The sequence below is a fragment of the Pseudomonas iranensis genome (assembly GCF_014268585.2).
GTDB lineage: Bacteria > Pseudomonadota > Gammaproteobacteria > Pseudomonadales > Pseudomonadaceae > Aquipseudomonas > Aquipseudomonas iranensis.
Genome location: NZ_CP077092.1, coordinates 4,510,595 through 4,533,752 on the forward strand (window position 1 = coordinate 4,510,595; position 23,158 = coordinate 4,533,752).

Here is a 23,158-nt window from a genome sequence, read left to right on the forward strand (position 1 = left end):
AACCACTGCGAAGTCGTTTCGCTCAAAGGTGGTATGCAGCATCGCACGGCGAAGTCCTCGCCCGTCGAGCTGCCCTTAAGGAGAGCCGTTATGCCCTGGTATGCCTGGTTGATTCTGGTCGTTGCGATCGGCTCGATTGTTGGCGGATTGATGATGTTGCGCGACACCGCCAACAAGGTCGAACTGACCGATGAAGAACGCAAGCGCGTCGCACAGCGCAATGCCGAAGCGGACGCCAAGGACGCACAAGACCGCTGATACCAACCCCGCCGCAATGGCGGGGTTTGTTTTTTCAGCACGATCGGACTTACCCACAGGCTGTTTAGATTTTAGAAGTACAGTCACCATTTAATCTTCCGTGGTTAAGATGGCAGCATCGTCGCGGAGAGCTCCACATGCGTTACTCGCCAGATCACAAAGCCCAGACCCATCAACGCATCATCAAGGAAGCTTCCGCCCGATTTCGCAAGGACGGTATCGGCGCCACCGGCCTGCAGCCTTTGATGAAAGCCCTGGGCTTGACCCATGGCGGCTTCTACTCGCACTTCAGATCCAAGGAAGAACTGGTCGAAAAAGCCCTGCAAGAGGCCGGCGAGCAAGTCGCGGGCCTGTGCGAAGAAATCTTCGCGCAGGAAAACCCTCTGCAAGTATTCATCGACACCTACCTGTCAGAGTGGCATCAGACCTCGCCCCACGAAGGCTGACCGCTGCTGACCATTTCCTCGGAGCTGGGCCTGCGCGGCCAGCCAAGCCCCACCAGTGACGAAGTCCTCAATGCTCGCCTCGGACAAATTCAGGGCACGCTCAAAGGCGAGAACATCGGCGATCGCAGCATTGTCATCATGGCGACCCTGGCTGGCGCATTGCTGCTGTCACGCAGCGTCGCGGATGCTGACTTCGCCCAGCGCATCCTCGACGTCACCCGCGAACATCTCAAGCAATCGAGCGGTTAACCCTCCCAGCGCTTGAACAACACGCTCGCATTGACCCCGCCAAAACCGAAGCCGTTGGACAATGCATATTCGATCGCCATCGACCGCGCCTCGCCATGGACAATGTCCACCCCTTCGCTCGCTGGATCCGGGTTTTCAAAGTTGAGCGTTGGCGGCACTAGCTGATCACGAATCGCCAAGAGCGTGAAAATCGCCTCCAGCCCACCCGCCGCGCCGAGCAAATGACCGGTGGCGGATTTGGTCGACGTTACGGCGATCTTGTTCTGCGTGCCAAACAACGCCTTGATCGCCGCCAACTCGCCCAGGTCACCGACCGGCGTCGACGTCGCATGAGCATTGAGGTGTTGCACCTGATCCGGCGTCACACCGCCCTGAGCCAGTGCCAATTGCATCGCCCGGCGAGCGCCGCTACCGTCTTCCGGACCGGCGGTCAGGTGATAGGCGTCGGCAGTGGTGCCGTAGCCGACCAGTTCGGCCAACGGCGTCGCACCGCGTGCCAAGGCATGCTCCAGCGACTCGATGACCAGCAGACCAGCGCCCTCGCCCATTACGAAACCATCGCGCCCACTGTCGAAGGGACGCGAAGCTTTCTCAGGGGTGTCGTTGTAACCGCTGGACAACGCCCGCGCGGCGGCGAAACCGGCCAGACTGACACGATCAATCGAAGCTTCCGCACCGCCACATACGGCAATGTCCGCCTCACCCGCTCGGATCAACCGCGCCGCATCGCCGATCGCCTGAACACCTGCGGCACAGGCGGTAACCGGCGCACCAAGCGGCCCTTTGAGGCCATGCTGGATCGACACATGACCCGCCGCGAGATTGACCAGAAACGATGGAATGGTGAACGGCGACAAACGCCGGGGGCCACGGCTGTCGGTGGTACGCACCGCATCGGCAATCGCACCGAAACCACCGACACCCGAGCCGATGATTGTTGCGGTACGCTCTTGGCTTTCGGCGTCGGCTGGATGCCAGCCGGCCTGCTCCAGCGCCTGCCGCGCCGCTTCCATGGCAAACATGATGAAGCGATCCATCTTCTTCTGTTCCTTGGGCGGCGTCGCACGATCCGGATCAAACCCGGCCTCGGCATCCTCCTCCACCGTCGGCACACTGCCGCCGACCCGGGTCGGCAGATCAGCCACGACTGCATCGGGCAAGTTGCGCAACCCGGAACGACCGGCCAGCAAACGCTGCCAGACGATTTCAACATCACTGCCCAAGGGTGAAACCAGGCCCATGCCCGTGACGACGACTCGACGTTGGTTCATACCGTGGTTACCCCTTATCAATTCAAAATTCGACGTGCACCGGTGTGCTGCGATTCGGCTGCCGAATCAGTCCCGAGCGAAATTATTATAGGCATAATCAAGGCGCAATATGATACCCGTAATTTTCAGCGTTCAGGCATCCACCCGATCAGCACCCAATAAAAAGGCCGGTCAAAGACCGGCCTCTCGGCGTTGAACTGTCAGCTTAGTTCACTTCCAGCTTTTCACGATTGCGATCCAGAATCGCCTTACCAATCCCCTTCACCTCCAACAACTCATCCACCGACGCGAACGGCCCGTTTGTATCCCGATACGCAACAATTGCCTGCGCCTTCGCCTCACCCACACCCGCCAACTCCTTCTGCAAAGTCGCCGCATCCGCGCCATTGAGATCAACCTTCACGCTTGCCGAAGGCGCAGCCGCATCCATCAGCAAAGGCGCCTTTGTTGTCTCGGTGGGCACTACAGGCGCAGCAATCGCAGCGATCGAGGCGCTGGTGAGGAAAGCAAAAATCAGTGAGTAGAAATAACCGGTACGCATAAGTGACGCTCCATCATCGTTTTAGAAAGCAGCTTTTCCCAAGCTGCTCTCCAAACGTAGGTCATGATGGAGGGAAGTCAAAAATGTGAGAGTTACAGGATGTGAAACAATCAGGGTTCAAGACGTCGTTGCTGGTAGATCCAGTCAACGATTTCGCCATCGGGGGTGTAGCCGGAGACGGTTTCTCGCAGGAGCTGGCGGACGCGGGTGTAGTCGTCGGCTTCAACGGCTTTCAGCAGTTCATCCAAGCGGGCTTTCAGAACGTCCCACGGAAGGTGATCTTCATTTGCGCTCATGATCATCGGATGCGATGTCGCTGCGACGTTATCCCCGATGAGCAATTCCTCGTAGAGTTTTTCGCCCGGGCGCAAACCGGTGAACTCGATGGAGATGTCGCCCTGCGGGTTGCGCTCGGAACGGATGCTTAAGCCGGATAGGTGGATCATTTTTTCCGCCAGCTCGACGATTTTTACCGGCTCACCCATATCCAAAACGAAGACATCCCCGCCCTGCCCCATGGAACCAGCCTGGATGACCAATTGTGCGGCTTCGGGGATGGTCATGAAGTAGCGGGTGATCTTGGGATGCGTGACCGTCAGCGGTCCGCCCGATTTGATCTGGCTGTGGAACAACGGAATCACCGACCCCGACGATCCGAGTACATTACCGAAACGCACCATGGTGAAGCGCGTCTTGTTGACTCGGGAGACATTGGAACGATCCCCAAACAATACGGGGGCAATCTCACGACTCAAAGCCTGAAGGGTCAACTCGGCCAGACGCTTTGTGCTGCCCATGACGTTGGTAGGACGGACGGCCTTGTCGGTCGAGATCAATACAAAGTTTGAAACGCCAGACTGCAAAGCCGCCTGAGCGGTGTTAAGGGTGCCGATGGCGTTATTCAGAACACCTTCGGCGATGTTGTGCTCGACCATCGGCACATGTTTATAAGCTGCCGCATGGTAAACCGTATCGACCTTCCACGTTTTCATCACATCGAGGAGCTTGTCCTGATGACGGATCGAACCGAGGATCGGCAGTAGCTTGACCGATACCGACTCACGACAGCCCCGCTGCTCCAGCTCCGAGAGAATGCTGTAAAGGTTGAACTCGCTGTGTTCAAACAAAAGAAGTGTGGTGGGCTGCAAGGAAAAGATCTGTCGACACAGTTCAGACCCAATGGATCCTCCTGCCCCGGTCACCATGACAATCTTGCCTTTGATACACCGCTCCAGCAGATCAGGCTGAGCCGGCACCGCGTCGCGTCCCAACAAGTCGGCAATATCGACTTCCTGGATGTCTTCGACCTTCACCCGACCGCTGGCCAGATCAGTGAAATTGGGAACACTGCGCACGTGCAGGGGAAAACCTTCAAGCAGGTGCAGAATCTCCCGGCGCCGGGCACGTGTAGATGATGGCAGGGCCAACAGAATCTCCTGAGCCCCAGTGACATCAATCATCTGCTGGATATGTTTGGGTTTGTAGACCTGAAGGCCGGAAATCGAGCGATCTGAGATCCCCGGATCATCGTCGATAAAGGCTACCGGGCGCATGACTCGCCCCATCCGAAGCGCCGCCACCAACTGATTGCCGGCAACACCCGCCCCATAAATCGCAACTTTGGTAAGGCCGTCGTCACGATTGGTGAACGGAACATGCTGGGCGGCGGTGAACCAGTCGCCCATGAAATAATGGCGCATGCACAGGCGCAGTCCGCCGATGATTACAAGGCTCAGCCACCAATAATTGAAAATAATCGAGCGCGGTACGACCGCTTCGTGATTGCTGTACCAGTATACGACCAGCGCCAAAATCAACGAAGACAGACTGACTGCCTTGATAATCACCACCAATGCGTCGTTGCCGAAATAGCGCATGACTGCCCGGTACATGCCAAACCGGATAAACAGCGGGATAGCCACGATGGGAGCGCAGACGAACAGCCACAAGTGCACTTTGAACGGATTGACCATCTCGTCGATGCCCAGACGGACGATGAACGCCAACCACAACGCCAGCCAGACGAGGCCCACGTCGGTCAACACCTGAATCAATCGCTTCTGTCGACGCGGTAACCCCAGTAAGAATTCGCGCATTCTGTTCATACTCCCTTGTACCAATCTGGCCTACTCCCTTGGGTTGAATCGGCGGTTGACATTGTACGGAGGTGAGGGCTTTCGTTACAGAAAAAACAGCCGGACAAAGCGACTTTCGCGTCATGTATCCACCTTCAAGGACTCAGACCCCATCACCGACTTCTCCGGTCAGCCGTTAATATTTCAATCGCTGCCTGCCGCCCAGCTACTGCGACGGGCCAAGTGAGCAGGTATACTCCCCGGCGCGTTTGCGGCCGACTCCGTGCCTGAGGGAACAACTGGGCAGTTTCCGCAGCCTGAGGTCCCCCGCTTTACGCGTGCCAGCACAATCAACAATCAGAAAGTATAGGGAAGTGAGCACACGTTATGCACACCAGGTTCAGGATAAAAGTAAAGACACTTGTAAAATCAACCGCCCTGGTCGTCATCCTGACGCTGGCTCTGACCTGGTTACTGCTGAAAAGCCCGATATTAACGCCTACGCTGAAAATTGAAACTCTTGAATTTCCGGCAGAAAAATCACAGTTATTCTACAAAAGGCTGTCACCCTTTACCGAGCAAAACTCCTCCTATACAAAACTTGACGCGTCCCGGACAGCATTTCAGTTCAGCCTGCCAATCTATGACGATGACCTGCGTTGGGACCCATTCGAAAAAGCGGGAGATTTCTACCTGACATCGGTGCGTATCAACTTGCTCGCGTATCACTCAGTCATCCCGATGGAAAATGTGAATCCATCGTTTCAACTGCAAAAGGGTATTCGCAACAACCGCACTTTCTTTATTGCGCCGGCGGGTTCAACAGACCCCCAGATCACCATTCACATAGACAGCGCACATCTGGACAAAGTAAGAGTTGGCATGGCTCTTACCTTGGCGGCATTGATTGCATTGGCCATCGTCATATGGATCAACTGGCACGCGGCCATTCTTGACTATGCCCAGCGTGAAAGTGGCTGGATCGCACGCTTGAAAGGCGCGATAAAAAAAGACGGTTTCTCGCCAACAGAGTTTTCAGCACTGCTGGGCGTCGGGATTGTTCTGAATCTTATTCCCATGAGCCACTTCCTACTGTCAGTTGATGACGAGGTTGGAGCCTTTCGAACAGATCCTGCAGTCTGGATCTCGGATGGGCGATGGACTGCGTTTCTGGTAGAAAAGTTTATTTTTCCATTGCCGGTAATGCCGTTCGCTCCAAATCTGTTCTTTTATATCTGCCTCGCCGTGTCTTACATGGTGATATTACGTGCACACAACCTGAAGTTTAGCTGGATCACAACGCTCGGATACTGCGCATTTGTCGCGCACCCAGTCTGGTGGTTCATTGGCGAGTTCTACTCAAACTTGCCATCAACCGGTCTTGGCGTATTGTGCCTGTCCGTGGCCGTATACATCACATCTCGTATAAATCTTTGCGGCCGATTCAATCGAAGCCGAATACTCCAGTTCGCCGGCGCCAGCATCTTTCTCTCACTGGCTATCGGCGCCTATCAGTCGCTGGCAATGTTCTATCTGGTAGTCGCGATCGGCAGCGTCATCTTTATCGCCAAAGACAAAGCCAACGAACCATCAACAGCTTCCCTGTCGCTTGTTAAACGGATTGCTGCACTGGTCGCTGTTTTTTTGAGCGGTTTAATTTTGTATGCATTTTTCAACAAAGTCGCGAAGCACTTTTATCCGGTAAATTACGGATATCTGGACAGCTTCCTGAAAATAGACGAACTACTCGCAAACCCTCTGCAGATCACTAGATTGACCGTCAACGAGATGTTCAAGATCTATGGGGGGTCGGTGCAGAGCTTCGGCGTAAGCTTTTTCATTTCCACAGTAGTCCTAGGCATTGCCACAGTGCTTCTGATTACGCAAAAGACGCTGATCTCCTCCGCTCGCATGACGCTGTTTATCGGCGCCCTGCTACTCTCGCCTTTCTTGCTGCATTTTGTCACCGGAGGTACCTTCCTCCCCATGCGCTCCATGCTGGCGGTGTCTTTCATCACGTGGCTCAGCGTCATTGTCATTCTTGAAAAACGAGGCTCTCTCCAGGTTTTGGGGCTCATACTGACCTCAGTACTGGTCTTTCAAATGGTAACCATCAACAGTCAGTACGCCGCCAGCACCATTCTGGCGACCACCCACGACCGCCTCACGGCAGAAGCCATCTATGCCCGAATAGCAGAGGTTGACCCTCATTTTGATCGAGAAGCCCGGGCACCGGTTGATCTATATGGCAAGCTTTCCTTCAGTAGCCGATATCCATCGCCCGACTCTTCGACCATGAGCGCTTCGTTCTTCGACTGGGATGAGGGCAACGCCAACAGGATGCTCAAATATATGCAACTGCTCGGTTTCAGCAATGTATTTGCTCTGCACCCGACAATTCGTATCGGGCTGACGCCGAAGTTCAAGAATATGCCCGTCTGGCCTGCGCCAGGCTCTGTTCGCTTGGATAATGGTGTCTACCTGATCAAGCTGTCAGAAAAACCAGACCCGACCCACGCCAAGCACCAATAGACTATCGAAGTCCCTCGCGAGTGGAGCTCCGAGGGAGCTTCCTCGGAGCTCCACTCTGCGCAACACAAATGCACTCGAGATGTTGAAGACAGCCACTTTGAACCAATGCACGCCACTTACGAACGGCGTGGATTGGCCCGACATACGCAGCAACATCTGTAGTAACATTTCGCCCATCATCAAGTGCTCCGCCCTATATTTTTGGATAAATCATGGAAGTGAATCAAACCGTTCCGTTGTTTTCTGCAGCCGCGGCGAACGCAGGCATCGACTTCTCCGAACCCCTAATGCGGGTAGTCAATCGACACTGGTACATCATGGGCGAGGAGGTCAAAGCTTTTGAGCGCGAATTCTCCGACTATGTAGGCGTTGAGCATTGCATCTCCGTCGCCAATGGCTCCGAAGCATTGGAGATCGCTTTGCTTGGGCTCGGCGTAGGCCCGGGAGATCGTGTCATTACCGTGGCCAATGCCGGTTTCTACAGCAGCACGGCTATTCGGGCTGTGGGCGCCGAGCCGGTGTATGTCGATGTGGACGAACATTCTCTGACTATGTGCCCCGCCTCACTGAAAAAAGCCCTGTCCAAACCGGCTAAAGTCGTGATCGTCACCCACCTTTACGGTCAGTTGGCTGAAATCGAAACGCTTGCCCAAATGGCGAAGGTGGCAGGTGCGGCGGTGCTGGAAGATTGCGCTCAATCTCATGGCGCACGATCATCCGGAGGACAGTGTGGCTCTTTTGGCGATCTGGCCTGCTTCAGCTTTTATCCGACGAAAAATCTCGGGGCTCTGGGTGATGGCGGGGCAATCGTTACGTCCTCCGCCGAAATTGCCGAACGTCTGCGCACGCTGCGGCAGTATGGCTGGTCGACCAAGTATCACGTCACCACAGCCCTTGGCCGCAACAGCCGTCTCGACGAAATGCAGGCTGCTATTCTTCGCGTCAAACTGCCTCTGTTGGACCAATGGAATGAACAACGCCGGCATATCGCTCGCCGTTATAATCAGGGGCTCAAAAGCCTGCCCGTAATACTTCCATTCAGCCTGGAAAGCGATTTTGTCGCACACTTGTTCGTCTTGCGTGTAGCGGACAGAGAGGCCTTCACCCAGTACCTGAAAGAGCAAGGCGTCAGCACCGATGTTCATTACCCAGTACCCGATCACTGGCAGACTGCCTACACGTTGACCGAGCAATTCGACCTGCCGGTTACCGAGTCGGCGTGCTCTCGCCTCGTGTCCCTGCCTTGCTTCCCAGGGCTGACAGAGTCTCAGGTAGACCGCGTCATTGAAGTGGTCAACAGCTACTTCAAGCAGAGGACTTAACGTGCTGTCGCTCGTCATTCCGGTCTATCGCAACGAAGAATCACTCCCTTCACTGTTGAAGGCTGTCGACAACTTGAATGTCGAGCTTCACGGAGCGTTGGAAGTGGTGTTCGTTGTAGATGGCAGCCCGGATCGCTCGTATGAGATACTGCGCGACAGCCTGCCACTGCAAAATTTCGCGTCGCAGCTGATTCTACTGTCGAAGAACTTCGGCTCTTTCATGGCGATCAGAACCGGCCTTCAGCACGGTAAAGGCACGACGTTCGCTGTCATGGCTGCCGACCTGCAGGAACCACCGAGCTTGGTTCTGACCATGAATCGAGTGCTGAATACCGAGCCCGTCGATGTTGTCGTCGGCGTGCGAGAAAGCCGTCAGGATCCGTTCCTGTCAAAGCTGGCGTCGAAAACGTTCTGGGGACTATATAAACGCTACGTGATTCCGGAAATGCCGGCCGGCGGTGTCGATATGTTTGGCTGCAATCTGGAGTTTCGCGACAATCTGCTGAAGCTTGAAGAGCGGCATAGCTCGCTGATCGCCCAGATTTTCTGGCTCGGCTTCCGCCGTCAGATCGTCCACTATTCCCGGGTGGCCAGAGAGCACGGAAAATCTGCCTGGACGCTGCGCAAGAAGGTCAATTACCTGATGGACAGCGTCTTCTCTTTTACCGACCTGCCGATCCGGTTGTTGATCCGGATCGGCGCCGTGGGGTCGGCGCTTTCTGCACTTTATGGCTTCAGTGTCGTTCTAGCCAAGTTGGGAGGACTGATCGACGTGCCAGGCTATGCCATGACCCTGTTCACCATCACGCTGCTGGGCAGCCTGAATCTGTTGGGACTGGGCGTGATCGGTTCGTATGCCTGGCGCACCTATGAAAATACAAAAGGGCGCCCACTGGCGATCCCTATGAAAGTTTCTGAGTTTGGAGCCAATAAATGAGTGATTCACGGGATTTTTTCGTTCACGACCGTGCGATTTGTGAATCGTCCACTATTGGCGCTGGCTCGAGAGTCTGGGCGTTTGCCCATGTTCTGCCGAACGCCCGGATCGGCGCCGAATGCAATATCTGCGACAACGTGTTCGTAGAGAACGACGTCATCATCGGTGACCGCGTGACACTGAAATGCGGCGTGCAGGTCTGGGACGGCATCACCATTGAGGACGATGTTTTCGTTGGACCGAATGTCACATTCACCAACGACAAGTTCCCGCGCAGCAAGGTTTACCCGGAAGCTTTCTCCCGCACCATTATTCGCAAAGGTGCCTCCTTGGGTGCCAACTCAACGATTCTGCCGGGCATCATCGTTGGTACTTCGGCAATGGTCGGCGCGGGCGCAGTCGTCACGAAATCGGTTCCACCCAATGCCATTGTGGTCGGCAACCCGGCAAAAATCATCGGCTACGTCGATGCCAAACCTACCGATGGTGCATTGGTGGAAAATCCGGTCGAGGTCGGCAAATCGGGTGTCTACCCTTGCGGCGTCACGCTGCACCGCATGATGGAAGCCGTCGATATGCGCGGTAGCCTCAGCGTTGGCGAATGCGGTAAAGATGTGCCGTTCGAAGTGAAGCGTTACTTTCTCGTGACCAATGTTCCAACGGCGGAAACCCGTGGCGAGCACGCTCACCGCGAATGCCACCAGTTTTTGGTAGCGGTCAAAGGCACCGTACATGTCGTTGCCGACAACGGTAAGCATCGCCAGGAGTTTGTTCTGGACAACCACACGCTGGGCCTTTTCCTGCCAGCGATGACCTGGGGGATTCAGTACAAGTATTCGGCGGACGCTGTCCTGCTGGTCTTCGCTTCGGAACACTACATGGCCGATGACTATATCCGTGATTACGATCAGTTCCTGATCGAGAAGAAACAGCAGGCAGTTTCGCCGGAATGAAGCTGAAAAAACTGCTGGAGATCAAGTTTGTCCGGTTCCTCCTGACTGGAGGACTCAACACTGCACTGACGTACATTCTGTACTTGGCTTTATTGAGTTTCCTGCCTTATATCTGGAGTTACTCAATCAGTTACGTCTGCGGGATTTTTCTCGCGTTCCTGCTCAGTCGCTTCTTCGTATTCAAAGAGCACCAAGGGTTGAAGTCCGCCCTTTTGTTCCCTTTTGTCTACCTGGCTCAATACATCCTGGGTGTTTTCATTGTCTGGCTATGGGTCAAGAAGCTCTCGCTTCCTGATTACCTGGCGCCGCTGGCAGCAATTGCACTCACGCTGCCGCTGACCTTTGTGCTGAGCAGGCTAGTGTTTGTGAAGGGGAGAACGCCAGCGCATTGAAAAACCCGTAGACATCCAGCCAAAACAGTTGTTTTGGCGATCAACAGACATAAAAAAACTCGGTAATCCGGGTTTTTTATACCTGAAGGTCAGGCTGTTTTTTCAAGCACCGCCGGTGCCGAGAACTTCTTTTTGAACTGCATGGACGGCTTTTCAATGTACCGCCAGGAGAGCCAGGCCAGACTCATGGAAACAACACTGGCGGCAATCGCCAGCCACCAGGCGTTGATAGACTTGTGAGAGATCGACACCAATGCCTGCTGGATCGGGAAAGCGAATAGATAAGTACCGTAGGAGAGATCGCCAAGCTTGCGCATGCCATCAACGCAGACAGGACGACGATAAGCGAGGTACATCAGCAAGTAAGGCAACGCGATAAATAGCGCCAGATCGTTGTAATTGAATCGTGATCCGATCAGCAGGATCACCAGACACATTGCCGCGATACTGCCTTTGAACGGCACGATGTCCTTGTACTTCCAAAGGAAGGTACCCGCCAGGAAAATCAGACCAAAACGCATGGCCGGCATTACTGGAGTTGTGCCGAAAAGCGTTCTCGGTGCCATGGGTCCATGGAAGAACAACCAGATAGAGAATGCCGAGATCAACACAATTACCGGCACAACCAGCGAGAAGGTTTTACGCCCGGCAAAGAAAATGGCGGCCAGAGCTACGTAGCAGAACGCTTCGATCGGGATCGTCCATAACGAACCGTTCACCGTCTGTGGATAGGTTACATCCATGAAGACGCCAGGCAGTACGAACGCTGTCTGATACGGAATCGAATTGGTCAGATAACGATAGGTGCCGGAGTCCTGGAAATACTCGCCAAGTGGCAGTGCCGTGAAAATCGGGCCCAAGATCAATGCGGTGACAAACGAGGTAACCGCCAGAGCCGGTACTATGCGCAAAGCACGTGCCTGCCAGTATTCGGTGAATGTCCGCCGCTCCAAAGAACCGGCAATCAGAAAACCACTGATCGCAAAAAAAGCACTAACTGCGAGGCTTCCGGGCTCATACCCCATAAAAATGTTGAACCACGTTCCAGGCGATTTACCTGTTAGGGCAAAGCTATGAGTTATCAGGACGACCAGCGCGGCGCACAATCTGATCAAGTCAAAATTGTTAGTACGAAGCTTTACCATGTCGCCGAGTGATGTTGCTGGCTGCTTGAAATTGATCATTACGCGAACTCGTTTTGGCACCTTATATTCGGCGCGCGCATATTATCACGTAAGTGCGGCAGGATAATTTCGCCCTACGAAAGCAATATTATCTGCCGCTCAAGCTTACTCCGCCATTCCCGCTTGGTACTTGAAGGCGAGAAATATCAAAGGGACATAAGAAAGGATGAGCCCTGTCACCCCGTCCAGCCAGAATCGACTGACGCCTACGGCAATCGGCAGCAACCACAGCAGATTGATCAAACAGATTGCAACCGTGACACGCCAATGCTTGCCATATCGGCGCGAAGCGAACTGATAGGCATGACTGCGATGGGCCTCATAGACCCTCTCGCCGCGAAGCAGTCGGCGCAGGAGTGTAAACGTCGCGTCGACGATGAAAACGCCCAGCAGGATCAGCCATCCCCAAAACAGCTCGAATGACACCCAACTGGCCGCAAGCGCAAGAATGCCCAGAATCAGGCCAAGAAAGCCGCTGCCAGCATCGCCCATAAAGATTCGCGCCTTCGGGAAATTCCAGACCAGGAATCCGCCCACAGCGGCCGCGAGCAGTAGAGTCGACCCAATCAACGGGGCATCGGCCCCCAACGCGTACAGCAGACATGCACCCAGGCAAACCGTGACCGCCTCGACACCGGCGATCCCATCGATACCGTCCATGAAGTTATAGAGATTAAGCATCCATACGAGATAGAAAGCCGCCAATGCCGACCCGACCCACCCCAGATCGAACACCTGCCCAAGCGCATGAATCGGCGGCAAACCTCCCAGCCAATAGAGCGCCCATGCAGCCGCGACGAAATGCCCCAAGAGCCGCCAGCGGGCAGCGATGTGGCCATGATCATCCATAAAACCAATGATCGCGACCACCGCCCCGGCCCCCATCACCGAGACAAACAGTCCTGTGGGGATCAACTCTCCTACAAACAACAGACAAAGCGCAGCCAGAAAAGTGACCACGATCGCCACGCCTCCACCCCTTGGGGTCGGAATCGTGTGCGAACTCCGGTCGTTGGGAATATCGATAAGGCTTTTGGACAAGGCATAGCGGCGCAATAGCGCCGTTAAAATGAAGGCACTGACGAAAACCACTGGCACAAGCCAAACGCTACTCATAAGCCCAGTGGCTCCTTTGCAAAACTCGAATTCGACATTGCGTCAAAAATACTCTGCCCCTTACCGCTGAAACTCAGCGGTAAGGGGCACAACCGGCTCAGTTCTTGTGCAGGTCGACAATTTCGTGAAGTGGACGTTTGCTCAGCTTTCTCTTGATTTTCTGACGCAAACCATAAGGAACCGCACGACTGAGTCGCTGCATGCCAGGCTTGCGGTACAACGTCCAGAGAGCGAGCAGCGCGATCTCCCGGGTGGTCAACGGCGCTTCGTACTCAGCTGCCGAAGCACTTGCAGCAGGAAGTTCCAGGAAACCGAGGTGTTCCTGGCGCGGTACATCGCTTTTCACTAGTTGCAAATAATCGACATCGTAGAAGTCAGCATTCAACAGGCTTTGGCCACGTGACGGTGCCAGGACGGAGTCTCCCGCAACAGACGACTTCACAAATGCGCTCATCGCTCCTAGAAGCTCTTCCGGCTCGATGCCAAAACGGTATACGAGCGTATGTTCACGGCTGGCCAGACGCTCGGGGAATGCACCGATATCCGGCGCAATGATCGGCAAACCCGACTGAAGCGCATAACTGAGCGTGTAGCTGTAGGTTTCCGGCCACTGCGCAGGAAACAGGATCAAGTCGAGATCATGTTCCGCCATCAAACGCGCAAGGTCAGCGGCATCGTATTTCCCGGTGGTGAAAACGCCTCTCAACTCCCGATAGGCGAACCCAAGCAGCTTGAAGTCGAAGGGCGCACTTGCAGCCTTCGCCTTCTCAGCCAGTTGCTCAAGGTAATCAGCACCTTTTTCTTTGCCCAGCGCACCCAGCACACCGACGGTGTACCGCGGCTTGGCACTGATCGCCGCCACCGCAGAACTGACAGGTCGTTTCTCTTCAACGTGCAGCGCCACGATCGGACGTTGCAGAGCATAGTGTTGCTGGTAGAGCGACAGCGTGTACTCGGACGGGAAAACAACCGTTTTCGCGTTTTCGATGAAGCCTCTCAATTGATCTCGCCACGCGGCTGCCGAGACACCATCGGGCAGAGGGAACGCAGGATTAAGCAAGTCATCGGAATATTGGCCAGGAAAAACACCCGCTTCGTTGGTCAACGTCGGGTTGCCACCGATCCAGTAGAAGTCGTGGGCCGTCAATGCATACTCAGTCCCCAGCTGCGCCGGAAGGTCGAACAGGGCAGGGTTCAACCCAAGAGTGTGATGGAAATGGACGAATCCGACACCGCATCCTTTAAGCAAGTCCACCAGCATCGGGAGTTCTTCTGGAAGACGGAATACCAGTTCGTCTGCCCCTGGGAATGTGCCCATGTACAGCGAGACGGCGCCGGTACCTTTACGCGGCGTGAGAATTAGGTTGTAGGCATTGGCCTGAAGCGCTTCACTCAGTTCCTCGACATGCTGCTTGACCCCGCCCCCCGCCTCATGGGAAACCTGCAGGATCTTGGGACGATCCAGTATCGACAGCAACTGGACCAGACGATTGATGCGTACCAATTTGACCGGATCTTCAGCAATGAACGTCTGAATATCCAGGTGATAGTCCGGGTGCAGGTCGACAATGGCCTTGAAGGCATTCTCGATCAACTCCTGCTTGGTCGAGGAAAAACTGACACCGCCTTCATGGAACGCGTACAGGTTCGGAGTTATGACGTTGAACCAGCCAGCTTTGAGGGCACGCTGGCACAAATCGTTTTCTTCGCCATAACCACGGCCGAATTTTTCCTCGTTCAACAAGCCCACGACGTCCAGGCAATCGCGGCGCACGTACATGCAGAAGCCGACACCGGTCGGCGCCTTCACATTTGGCAGTCGAGCACCGGCAAAGACTTTGTCGATCTGATGGACATCCAACCCGAACGCCTGCTCGTTTTCGTACAGGAAGGCCGGGAAACTGCAGATGGTCGCGTTATTCGAAAACGGCGTCACCGTACCGATATTCGGTGCACTGTAGGCTTCTGCGGTGAGTCGTTCCAGCCAGTTTTGCGGAACGATCACATCGCTATTCAGGAACACGATGTCATCTTCGCCAGCCTGGCGCATGCCTCGGTTAACGGTTTTCACGAAGCCCAGGTTATTCGGGTTGTCCAGAACCGTCAGCAAGCCTGGCCATTGCGTTTCGAGCTCGAGCAACATGTCCAGCATACCTGCATCCGGGCTGCAGTCGTTGATCGCAATGATTTTTGAACCCGCCATCGAAAGAATGCCCGGCATGGCAGCTTCGATGCAGCGTTTGGTCATCTCGATGCCTTTATAGACAGGCAAGATCACAGTCACGGACCGGGCACGGACGATTGGCGCCTCGACGATGTAACTCTTGCCTGCCGCTACCGGAGCCTTGATCTCTTGGTCACGCAGATAAACGGTGGCCGCGCGCTTGCAGCATTCCACGTTACTGCGCAGTGCCTTTTTACCATTACGCAACGAACGAACGACAAAACGGATCGGCTTGGTGATGAACCAGGAGTTCGAATGGATCACATCGTTGTAAGCCGCCTCACTCTCGGCCAGCCGCACAGACAAACGGTAGCGTTCCGACTGAAGGCTCTCAAGCTCGGACTGAAGTTCGAACTTGATCTGTTTAGAATCAGCCTGAATCCTTTCAATTTCTCGTCCGGCAGCGTCCAGCGCTTGTGTTTCTGTAGCCAAGGCGGACTGAGACTTGTTGAAAGCCATCAACAAGTTGTCGACGACAACCCGGCGATCCTCTTCCCAGGTTAGAAACTCGCTTGGCTCGCGACCATTGACGGCACTTTGTACAGAGGCTTCCAGCGACAGGAATTGGCGAACATCTGCCTCGTCTATCAAATAGCCAGCCGCCGCACAAGCGGCAAACACGAATTCCTTGTAAGTGGCTGTAGCGAAATCAGCACATGGGCTGAAGCGAGTCACCGATCCAAGCAATTGCCGCAGCGCCCTGAACAACAAAAATTCGACGCGCAAACCGGCCGTCAGCGACCACTCTTTATCGATCAGATGAGGCGCACCTTGCTGATCAATCAGAATGTTCTGCGGTACGGCATCGAACAGATGCCCCGGCAACAAACCATCATTCCCCGGCTGCTCACCGGAAATATTTTTTAGTATGTCCACGTAGCCGTTCAGGAATACGCCAACCTGAGCATAAGTCCAGCCTTCGGCATTGACGATCTCGATCAACTTCGTCGAGAGAACCTGTCCTTTGACATAAGGCTCTGACGCCGTCAGTTTGAATTCGACGATGGAGTCCACCGCTGGCGCCACTTGTGTCTCGGCCAATTTCTCGTAATGAACGCTAATTGAGCGGTCGGCACCTTTTTTGAACGAGGAGCTCTTGCAGAACTCAGCGCGGCGGTCACTGCTGAAGTGAACGGCGAGCGTTCCTTTATCGAGGGTTCTACGGGCACCCGGCGAAGCACCGATAAGGAAGGAGTTGGACATGTCCATGCCTAAACCATTCTTGCAGATCTGCGGCCACGCTAACTCGAGCGAAAACGTACATAGCTCAGGCAATTGCGGGTCGCGCTGGGCGCTTTGCCAGGCAAAAGCCGCGGCATCGAAATCAGGGTCGACAAAACCTTCTTCCGTGACAATCGAAACCGGCAGTTTGTAATCCGGAAATGGAGCAAAAAATTCGTTGGACGAGAAGCCGGCACCGGACAATAGCGAAGCCAGCGCCTGCTTGCCGTAGGTTTGTGGGGTCGCACTGTTGTAGCGACCCTCGACACCGAACATCGGTGTAACAACATGGTCTTCCGGTGCGCCCGCAAAATACTTGAGACCCAACTGGTTCTCGATGGCGATGATCAGCAAACCATCCGGCTTCAAGAGCGAGCGGACTTTTTCAAGCATGTTCGCGCCCGGATTCTCACCCGAAACGAACAGGTTGGCGTATTCAAAAACACCGATTAGCGTTATGACGTCAAACTTGTTGTCAATCTGGAAGCTTTCGAAGGTTTCGGCCAATACCGATACGTTCGGCAAGTCTCTGGTACGCGCACGGGCAATGCTGGCACGGCGGGCACTGCCCTCCAGCGCCAGGACATTTCCGCCCTGCTCGCCCAGATAGCGGGTGATGGCGCCACAGCCAGCGCCAATCTCCAGGACGTCACCGCGAAGATCTGCGTCGAACACTCGCAACAAGTTCGCGCGAGTACTGGATAAGTAATAAAGCGACGGCCAATCCGTGCACCAGCCACGAAGCTCATCGGAAAAAACGCTTACATCACGCGCCTTGTCTATTAAGTACTTGATGCGCAGTTCGGTGGTATCGCCGTCACTGTAATTGATACTCGCATAATCCGGCCGCGACCAGATCTTGAGTTCTTCGTTAAGTTGATAGCCCGCTTGCGTCAGTAAAGTATTCAATTTGTAACCTTTTTGGCACGAATGCTCGAATCTAGATTTACAAGCCCAAAAAACTTGTCTGTCGGCCGCACCTGCAGGTGCACAGAATCGTAACGGCGATCACGTGGAGTCACTTCCTCACCGTCCTTGGTCGAAACACCAAGGGAAATGAAGTAGTCACCCGGAGCCAGTTCGCAGGCAATCGACAGCTCGACCTCGACGATATCGCCCTTGCGACCAAAGGCACGGAAATCCGCAGAGTCGAGCGTTTCACTGTTCACGCCGTAAACGGTAACACCTTCCTTGGTCTTGATGGTCATGCCGAGGATAGGGCAAACCAGATCGGTATCAAATCTGACGAACACGGCCAGCTTGAGCTTCGACCCGGTGTCGACAGCGACGGGATACTCTTGGCCATCCGCGCTTAAATGAAAGTCGATGATCGTTGCTGCACGATCACCCCAACGATATTCATTGGGATTGTAGTTGGGGTGAGTATCAAACACGTCCATCCCGCCCTCAGGCGTGTGATACGTTTCCGGTGCGTCGGCAGCAGGCTCGAGTTCCGTCACCACTGAGTTCTGGGTCTTGCCGAACAGCAGATCCAGATAGCGATTGACTACTTTGCGTGGCTCGCCTTGCTCTAACTGCACGCCGTCATTCAACAGGAATGCCTTGTCGCAGTGAGTCACGATCTGCTCACTTGAATGCGTCACGAGGAGAATGCTGGTGCCATTTTCCTTTAGCTTCTTCAAGCGATCGAAACAGCGTGCCTGGAACTTCGCATCACCCACGGCCAACGCTTCGTCAACAATGAGAATGTCCGGCTCGACCTGTGCTTGAACGGAAAACGCCAGGCGCACGAGCATGCCGCTGGAATAGGTTTTTACCGGTTGATTGATAAACTCGCCGATGTCTGCAAACTCGATGATTGCATCGTACCTTTCATCGATCTCATCTTTGCTCAAACCGAGGATAGTTGCGTTCAGGTAAACGTTCTCTCGCCCGGTAAACTCGGGATTGAAACCCGAGCCCAGTTCAAGCAACGCGGCGATCCGGCCGTGCGTTTCCACAGTACCGCCGGTAGGGTTCAGCGTCCCGCAGAGAATCTGCAACAGCGTGGACTTGCCACTGCCGTTTTTGCCGACAATCCCGACGGTCTCGCCTTTACGGATCTCGAATGAGACATCGTGGAGCGCCCAGAACTCGCGGCAATATTTCTTCCTGCCGCGACTGAGCATCTGCAGCAGACGATCACGGGGCTTGTCATAAATCTCGTAGCATTTGCTGAGATTCTGAACTTTGATGGCAATCTCAGATGACATCAGCAAATCCTTTTCGAGTTTTCTGGAACCAAGCGAAGCCCAGCCAGGCGACCACTAGCGAGCCTGCGAAATAAATGCCCAGAACAGTGAAATCTGGCATCCGCCCCCAAAACAGCACTTCGCGCGCGTATTCAATGGTTGGCGTGAGCGGGTTCAACATCAGCAGGTGCTGATACTTTTCAGGCAATGCACTGGCCGGGTAGAAAATGGGAGATAGAAACATCAGTACAGTGGTCAGGATCCCGATGAATTGCGCAACGTCACGCAAATAAACGCCGAGCGATGCCAAGGCCCAGGTCAATCCCATGATCAACAACACCAGAGGCAACATGATCAGCGGGAACAACAAGACCGTGAGATGTGGCGTACCAAACAGAAAGACATAGGCAATCAGCCACACGATCAGACTGATCACCATATGAAACAGTGCGGAGCCCACGGTTACCCACGGCAGGATCTCCAGCGGGAAGACCACCTTCTTGACGTAGTTGGCGTTGGAAAGAATCAATGTCGGGCTGCGATTGAAGCACTCGGCGAACAGGTTGAATACGATTAGCCCCGCGAACAGGATGAGCGCGAACTCTGTCTTGGAATCACTGCCACCACTCCAACGGGCCTTGAAAACGACACTGAATACAAACGTGTACACAACCAGCATGAAGACCGGATTGAAGAACGACCACAGAATCCCCATGAAAGACCCGCGATAGCGCCCGACAACCTCTCGTTGCACCAGTGCTCCGATCATGCTGCGATTGCGCCACAAACTACCGAGCAATTCCCTCGGCGAAATTGAAAAATTACGCATTAAACACACACCTAAAAAAACGCAGGGAGAGGAACCACATCAAAAATTCTATCGCTCAAATACTGCTGACGTGCCTGCAGGACACTCCTAAAGCGTCCTCCGGCGCGAATATGTTCATATTCGATTAATGGCCGCGGCTAGCATCAATCCCAGGCTGCCCCACACGGTCTGTCGATAGACGCCTGATCTTCTCAACCAGAGGAATCGAGCCGCTCCTCGGGATTTTCGGGCCCTATTGAACAGGTCCAGCGTCAATTGATTCTCTTTGCTCAACCGTGTCCGGACCGATTCAAGGGCAATGATATTTCTCTGGTTCCATCCTTTGAAACGCCCGCTGAACATCATGCGCAATCTTGCCAAACGCGCACGCGCCCCCATGTCGGAACCGATCAGATTGGTATCGTGCTGCCTGTAAAAGATGGTCGGGGCAGGATCATAGACAACTTGTCCACCCGTACCCGTCACCAACAGGTAGGCCCACCAGTCATGGGAGACAATATCGAGATGCGGCCCCCCCTCCTGAAATAGCACTTGCGCCGAACGGTTGAAGACCATGGTATTGCCACCGGCAAGGCTCTGCACCAATGCATTGGCGAAACTGGCCGGCCGTGCGAACAATGGCGAACAGCCAATCACCATTCCCGTATCGTCAATCAATTCAGTACGCGCGCAATACAACGCTGGAATGTTCGTCGGCAGATGCTGTAGCGACTTGAGAGCAATATCCAGTTTGGCGTCTTGCCAGATATCATCCTGATCGGCCCATGCGTAAAAATCGGACTGAGCGGGCGCCACACAGGCGAGCGACAGAAAGTTCGCAGCGAAACCTCGCTTCGGGCCTTGCCGGACAGTCAGCTTGCCTTCGCCCCAGGCCTCGGCGTATTGGCGCAATATGTCCAGAGTGGCATCGGTTGAGCCATCATCCGATACCACGACATCCCAATTCTGAAAACTTTGACGAGCAATGGAATCCAGTTGTTGAGACAGAAAACGCTCACCGTTGTAAGTACACATGAGGATTGTGACGCGCGAAGCGTGCGAACCTTGACCCGGCTCTCGGAAAGGTAAATCGCCTGTCTGAATAGCTTGCGGAAGAGGGACTACCACCGAGCACTCCATTGCGTTAAGGATAAAATAATGGCGGGATTGATTCGCCCGCCATCAAACTGCGCCCTATCATTGGGCAAGTCTTACATGCTCTTCTCATGGGCCGCTCCGACTGCGCAAAATTCGCGATTATAACAATGAGTCAAAGCCACTTGATAGCCCGGTGATATCGCGCAGGAAATATGGTCGGACACTCACAGCAGCGGAAAATAGAAATCCCATCCGCTTGGATTGAACTTCAATAACCCGGCAAAGCTGCAATTGGTTTGGGGGGTGCTTAGGGTATCAAGCGTCCCGCATTGGCAAAAGGGGTGGCATTCTGCCAATTGGCACTTGCAGATCGGCGGCCGCTATCCCCGGCACCTTCAACCCCATTCGAGAAAGAGACACGCGAATTGATCAATGATCGAGGTAATGCATCGCTGTGACCTTCAAGGCCTTGTCGACACTAACAGGAGGCGACCACTGCAACAGCAAGCGTGTTTTATCGATGTCGGCCTGAAGTGAACCGCAAAGTCGTTGCGCCATGTCCCCTTTACCCACCAATTGTGCAGCAGCTCGCAGCAGCAGTTGCGGCAGAGGCAACAACAGGGCCCGCTTATCCAGAGCCGCCGCCATGCGCCGCAGCAACCGAGTGGTAGACAGGTCTTCGCCATCGCTGACCAGAAACGTCTGATTCGCCGCTGCGGGGTGCGCAATACAGGTAACAATCAGGTCCACGAGATTGCCCAGCGCCACCAGACTGCGCTGATTTCGCAACATCCCCAATGGCAACGGCAAGCCTTTGTGCAACCAGCTCATCATGCTGAGAAAGTTGGCTTTTACACCCGGGCCATACACCAGCGGCGGCCGGATGATGACAATCTCCATGCCGGTCTCACGACCGATTTCACGCAAGCTCTCTTCCGCCTCGCACTTGGAAATACCATAGGGATCGACAGGTGCGGGCTGATCGTCAGCCTTGAAGGGCATTCCGGGCAATGTCGCTTCACCGTTGACCTTGATCGAACTGATGAAGACGAAACGTCTGACATCCGCCTCAGCCGCTTCGCGAGCCAGGCGCTTTGTGCCCTGGACATTGATCTCGCGAAATTTTGCCAAAGGATCGACGCAGCTATCACTCATCACATGGACGCGAGCCGCACAGTGGACCACTGTATCAATCTGTACAAATGTCGGCAGCTCAACGCTTTCGCTCAAGTCGAAACGGACCACGTCACACAAACCGCCTAAGCGGCTTTCACCGCGCACGGCGGCAACAGGCGAATACACCTTGTCCAGCAACATGCGAAAAACCACTGCCTCACCGACAAATCCGGTGGCTCCCGTAACCAATACCCGGCGCTTCGTCATTCAGCTTTTTTCCCAATGACCGCAGTGGCCCAACAAATACAGAAGAAAAACACCTTATCCCTCGTTCGACGCCGGCAATGCCGGGCACTCAGTGACAATCTTAGTAACTGTCTGCGACCTAACGGGAACCAGCCACGCACGAACGCATCGTCCGCGACCCCCACCAGCCTGGCGATCAATCGCACCTGGGAAAACCACCAGCCATCGTGAATAGTCTTGTACCGACTGAGCAATGAGCCGAGGCCGGTATTCGCCCCCACTTGATTTTGCTCGTGCTGGCGATATTGCATGGATGACAGCGGATCGATGAACCAGCGAAAGCCGTGACTGCGAGTGTAGGCGTAGCAATACCAGTCATGCAGGCTAACCTGCTGCAACTCGTCCCAATTGGCGAGCATCGACACCTTCAACTGCGCCACCAGTCGACGGCTCATGACATAGGTACAACCCGGACCGGCGGCCTCGAACAAATAATCCCAGGCAACTTGCGGCTGCCCTTTATCGAGCAGACAAGATCGCCCATCCGCCCAGAAGGCCGTGACATTGCTGGAGTAGGCGTCAACCTGGCGCAACCTGATCGCTTGGGTCGCGCGATCAAGCTTGTCGATGTTCCAGACATCATCCTGGTCAGCGAAGGCGATGAAGTCATATTCATCGACAGGCACATCCCGAATCAGCCTGAAGAAATTACGCGAGGCCCCTCCGAAGCTGCCGGCTTCAGGCAGGACGATGACCTGAGTGTGGCGCGCGGCATAGTCCGTGCACCAGGTTTCGGTGCCGTCAGTGGAGGGGTCGATACTGATGTAAACGGTCACATCGACGGCTGACTGCTTGAGGATCGAAGCCAACTGCTCCTCGATCCAGCGCATGCCATTGAAGGCCGCCAGCAACACTGCAACCTTGGGATGTTCTACTGGCATGCCAATCCTGATTAGACCGGTTAAACACTTCTGTAC

17 protein-coding genes and 1 pseudogene are annotated in these 23,158 nt (G+C 54.6%); 7 read left to right on the forward strand and 11 right to left on the reverse strand.

What is annotated here, in order from left to right; translation table 11 throughout:
* Nucleotides 1-90 precede the first annotated feature (90 nt).
* Together HU724_RS20250 and HU724_RS20255 are read left to right on the forward strand one after the other, a co-directional pair.
* On the forward strand, nucleotides 91-258 hold the full coding sequence (locus HU724_RS20250) for a DUF2897 family protein (RefSeq protein ID WP_016770901.1): 168 nt from the start codon (nucleotides 91-93) through the stop codon (nucleotides 256-258).
* A 137-nt stretch (nucleotides 259-395) separates the two neighbouring features.
* Nucleotides 396-953 (forward strand): annotated as a pseudogene (locus HU724_RS20255) (TetR/AcrR family transcriptional regulator).
* On the opposite strand, the gene fabF reads toward HU724_RS20255, so the two are convergent.
* From fabF to HU724_RS20270, 3 genes are all read right to left on the reverse strand, one after another.
* Nucleotides 950-2,224 (reverse strand): beta-ketoacyl-ACP synthase II, encoded by a 1,275-nt coding sequence (gene fabF, locus HU724_RS20260; RefSeq protein ID WP_186567845.1) that lies wholly within the window; start codon nucleotides 2,222-2,224, stop codon nucleotides 950-952. The pseudogene HU724_RS20255 and the gene fabF overlap by 4 nt on opposite strands.
* Nucleotides 2,225-2,429: 205 nt before the next feature.
* Complete coding sequence (locus HU724_RS20265) at nucleotides 2,430-2,765, reverse strand: ComEA family DNA-binding protein (RefSeq protein WP_186567843.1); 336 nt, start codon at nucleotides 2,763-2,765, stop codon at nucleotides 2,430-2,432.
* A 110-nt stretch (nucleotides 2,766-2,875) separates the two neighbouring features.
* Nucleotides 2,876-4,870: a polysaccharide biosynthesis protein gene (locus HU724_RS20270; RefSeq protein WP_186567841.1), complete on the reverse strand. Its 1,995-nt coding sequence runs from the start codon at nucleotides 4,868-4,870 to the stop codon at nucleotides 2,876-2,878.
* A 357-nt stretch (nucleotides 4,871-5,227) separates the two neighbouring features.
* On the opposite strand from HU724_RS20270, the gene HU724_RS20275 reads away from it, so the two are divergent.
* From HU724_RS20275 to HU724_RS20295, 5 genes are all read left to right on the forward strand, one after another.
* Nucleotides 5,228-7,372 (forward strand): glucosyltransferase domain-containing protein, encoded by a 2,145-nt coding sequence (locus tag HU724_RS20275; RefSeq protein WP_186567839.1) that lies wholly within the window; start codon nucleotides 5,228-5,230, stop codon nucleotides 7,370-7,372.
* A gap of 212 nt (nucleotides 7,373-7,584) precedes the next feature.
* Nucleotides 7,585-8,694 carry a DegT/DnrJ/EryC1/StrS family aminotransferase gene (locus HU724_RS20280; RefSeq protein WP_186567837.1) on the forward strand — a complete coding sequence of 370 codons (1,110 nt, stop codon included), beginning with the start codon at nucleotides 7,585-7,587 and terminating at the stop codon, nucleotides 8,692-8,694.
* A gap of 1 nt (nucleotide 8,695) precedes the next feature.
* Entirely contained in the window at nucleotides 8,696-9,631 is a 936-nt protein-coding gene (locus HU724_RS20285) for a glycosyltransferase family 2 protein (RefSeq protein ID WP_186567835.1), read from the forward strand.
* A complete protein-coding gene (locus HU724_RS20290; protein WP_186567833.1) occupies nucleotides 9,628-10,584 on the forward strand; it encodes a WxcM-like domain-containing protein in 957 nt (318 codons plus the stop codon). Before HU724_RS20285 ends, HU724_RS20290 begins: the two co-directional genes overlap by 4 nt.
* Nucleotides 10,581-10,976 carry a GtrA family protein gene (locus HU724_RS20295; protein WP_186567831.1) on the forward strand — a complete coding sequence of 132 codons (396 nt, stop codon included), beginning with the start codon at nucleotides 10,581-10,583 and terminating at the stop codon, nucleotides 10,974-10,976. The genes HU724_RS20290 and HU724_RS20295 overlap by 4 nt, the downstream gene beginning before the upstream one ends.
* 89 nt (nucleotides 10,977-11,065) lie before the next feature.
* Here HU724_RS20295 and HU724_RS20300 read toward each other — a convergent pair whose 3' ends face one another.
* The 8 genes from HU724_RS20300 to HU724_RS20335 all read right to left on the reverse strand — a co-directional run bounded on the left by HU724_RS20300 (nucleotide 11,066) and on the right by HU724_RS20335 (nucleotide 23,122).
* On the reverse strand, nucleotides 11,066-12,160 hold the full coding sequence (locus tag HU724_RS20300; protein WP_186567829.1) for an acyltransferase family protein: 1,095 nt from the start codon (nucleotides 12,158-12,160) through the stop codon (nucleotides 11,066-11,068).
* Between the two features lie 105 nt (nucleotides 12,161-12,265).
* Entirely contained in the window at nucleotides 12,266-13,276 is a 1,011-nt protein-coding gene (locus HU724_RS20305) for an MraY family glycosyltransferase (protein WP_186567827.1), read from the reverse strand.
* Nucleotides 13,277-13,373: 97 nt separating this feature from the next.
* On the reverse strand, nucleotides 13,374-17,630 hold the full coding sequence (locus tag HU724_RS20310; protein ID WP_186567825.1) for a glycosyltransferase: 4,257 nt from the start codon (nucleotides 17,628-17,630) through the stop codon (nucleotides 13,374-13,376).
* Nucleotides 17,627-18,937: an ABC transporter ATP-binding protein gene (locus tag HU724_RS20315; RefSeq protein WP_437180364.1), complete on the reverse strand. Its 1,311-nt coding sequence runs from the start codon at nucleotides 18,935-18,937 to the stop codon at nucleotides 17,627-17,629. The genes HU724_RS20310 and HU724_RS20315 overlap by 4 nt, the downstream gene beginning before the upstream one ends.
* A complete protein-coding gene (locus HU724_RS20320; RefSeq protein WP_186567821.1) occupies nucleotides 18,924-19,742 on the reverse strand; it encodes an ABC transporter permease in 819 nt (272 codons plus the stop codon). Before HU724_RS20320 ends, HU724_RS20315 begins: the two co-directional genes overlap by 14 nt.
* 114 nt (nucleotides 19,743-19,856) lie before the next feature.
* A complete protein-coding gene (locus HU724_RS20325; protein ID WP_225927638.1) occupies nucleotides 19,857-20,849 on the reverse strand; it encodes a glycosyltransferase family 2 protein in 993 nt (330 codons plus the stop codon).
* A gap of 399 nt (nucleotides 20,850-21,248) precedes the next feature.
* Nucleotides 21,249-22,202, reverse strand: a complete 954-nt coding sequence (locus tag HU724_RS20330; RefSeq protein ID WP_186567817.1) for a UDP-glucose 4-epimerase family protein — start codon at nucleotides 22,200-22,202, stop codon at nucleotides 21,249-21,251.
* The gene (locus HU724_RS20335) at nucleotides 22,199-23,122 is read right to left on the reverse strand and encodes a glycosyltransferase (protein WP_186567815.1); all 924 of its coding nucleotides are present in this window, start codon (nucleotides 23,120-23,122) and stop codon (nucleotides 22,199-22,201) included. The genes HU724_RS20330 and HU724_RS20335 overlap by 4 nt, the downstream gene beginning before the upstream one ends.
* Between the last annotated feature and the right edge of the window lie 36 nt (nucleotides 23,123-23,158).

Coding starts and splice junctions, on each gene's coding strand:
- HU724_RS20250 (WP_016770901.1), top strand. CDS start 91: ATGCCCTGGTATGCCTGGTTGATTCTGGTCGTTGCGATCGGCTCGATT.
- fabF (WP_186567845.1), bottom strand. CDS start 2,224: ATGAACCAACGTCGAGTCGTCGTCACGGGCATGGGCCTGGTTTCACCC.
- HU724_RS20265 (WP_186567843.1), bottom strand. CDS start 2,765: ATGCGTACCGGTTATTTCTACTCACTGATTTTTGCTTTCCTCACCAGC.
- HU724_RS20270 (WP_186567841.1), bottom strand. CDS start 4,870: ATGAACAGAATGCGCGAATTCTTACTGGGGTTACCGCGTCGACAGAAG.
- HU724_RS20275 (WP_186567839.1), top strand. CDS start 5,228: ATGCACACCAGGTTCAGGATAAAAGTAAAGACACTTGTAAAATCAACC.
- HU724_RS20280 (WP_186567837.1), top strand. CDS start 7,585: ATGGAAGTGAATCAAACCGTTCCGTTGTTTTCTGCAGCCGCGGCGAAC.
- HU724_RS20290 (WP_186567833.1), top strand. CDS start 9,628: ATGAGTGATTCACGGGATTTTTTCGTTCACGACCGTGCGATTTGTGAA.
- HU724_RS20295 (WP_186567831.1), top strand. CDS start 10,581: ATGAAGCTGAAAAAACTGCTGGAGATCAAGTTTGTCCGGTTCCTCCTG.
- HU724_RS20300 (WP_186567829.1), bottom strand. CDS start 12,160: ATGATCAATTTCAAGCAGCCAGCAACATCACTCGGCGACATGGTAAAG.
- HU724_RS20305 (WP_186567827.1), bottom strand. CDS start 13,276: ATGAGTAGCGTTTGGCTTGTGCCAGTGGTTTTCGTCAGTGCCTTCATT.
- HU724_RS20320 (WP_186567821.1), bottom strand. CDS start 19,742: ATGCGTAATTTTTCAATTTCGCCGAGGGAATTGCTCGGTAGTTTGTGG.
- HU724_RS20330 (WP_186567817.1), bottom strand. CDS start 22,202: ATGACGAAGCGCCGGGTATTGGTTACGGGAGCCACCGGATTTGTCGGT.
- HU724_RS20335 (WP_186567815.1), bottom strand. CDS start 23,122: ATGCCAGTAGAACATCCCAAGGTTGCAGTGTTGCTGGCGGCCTTCAAT.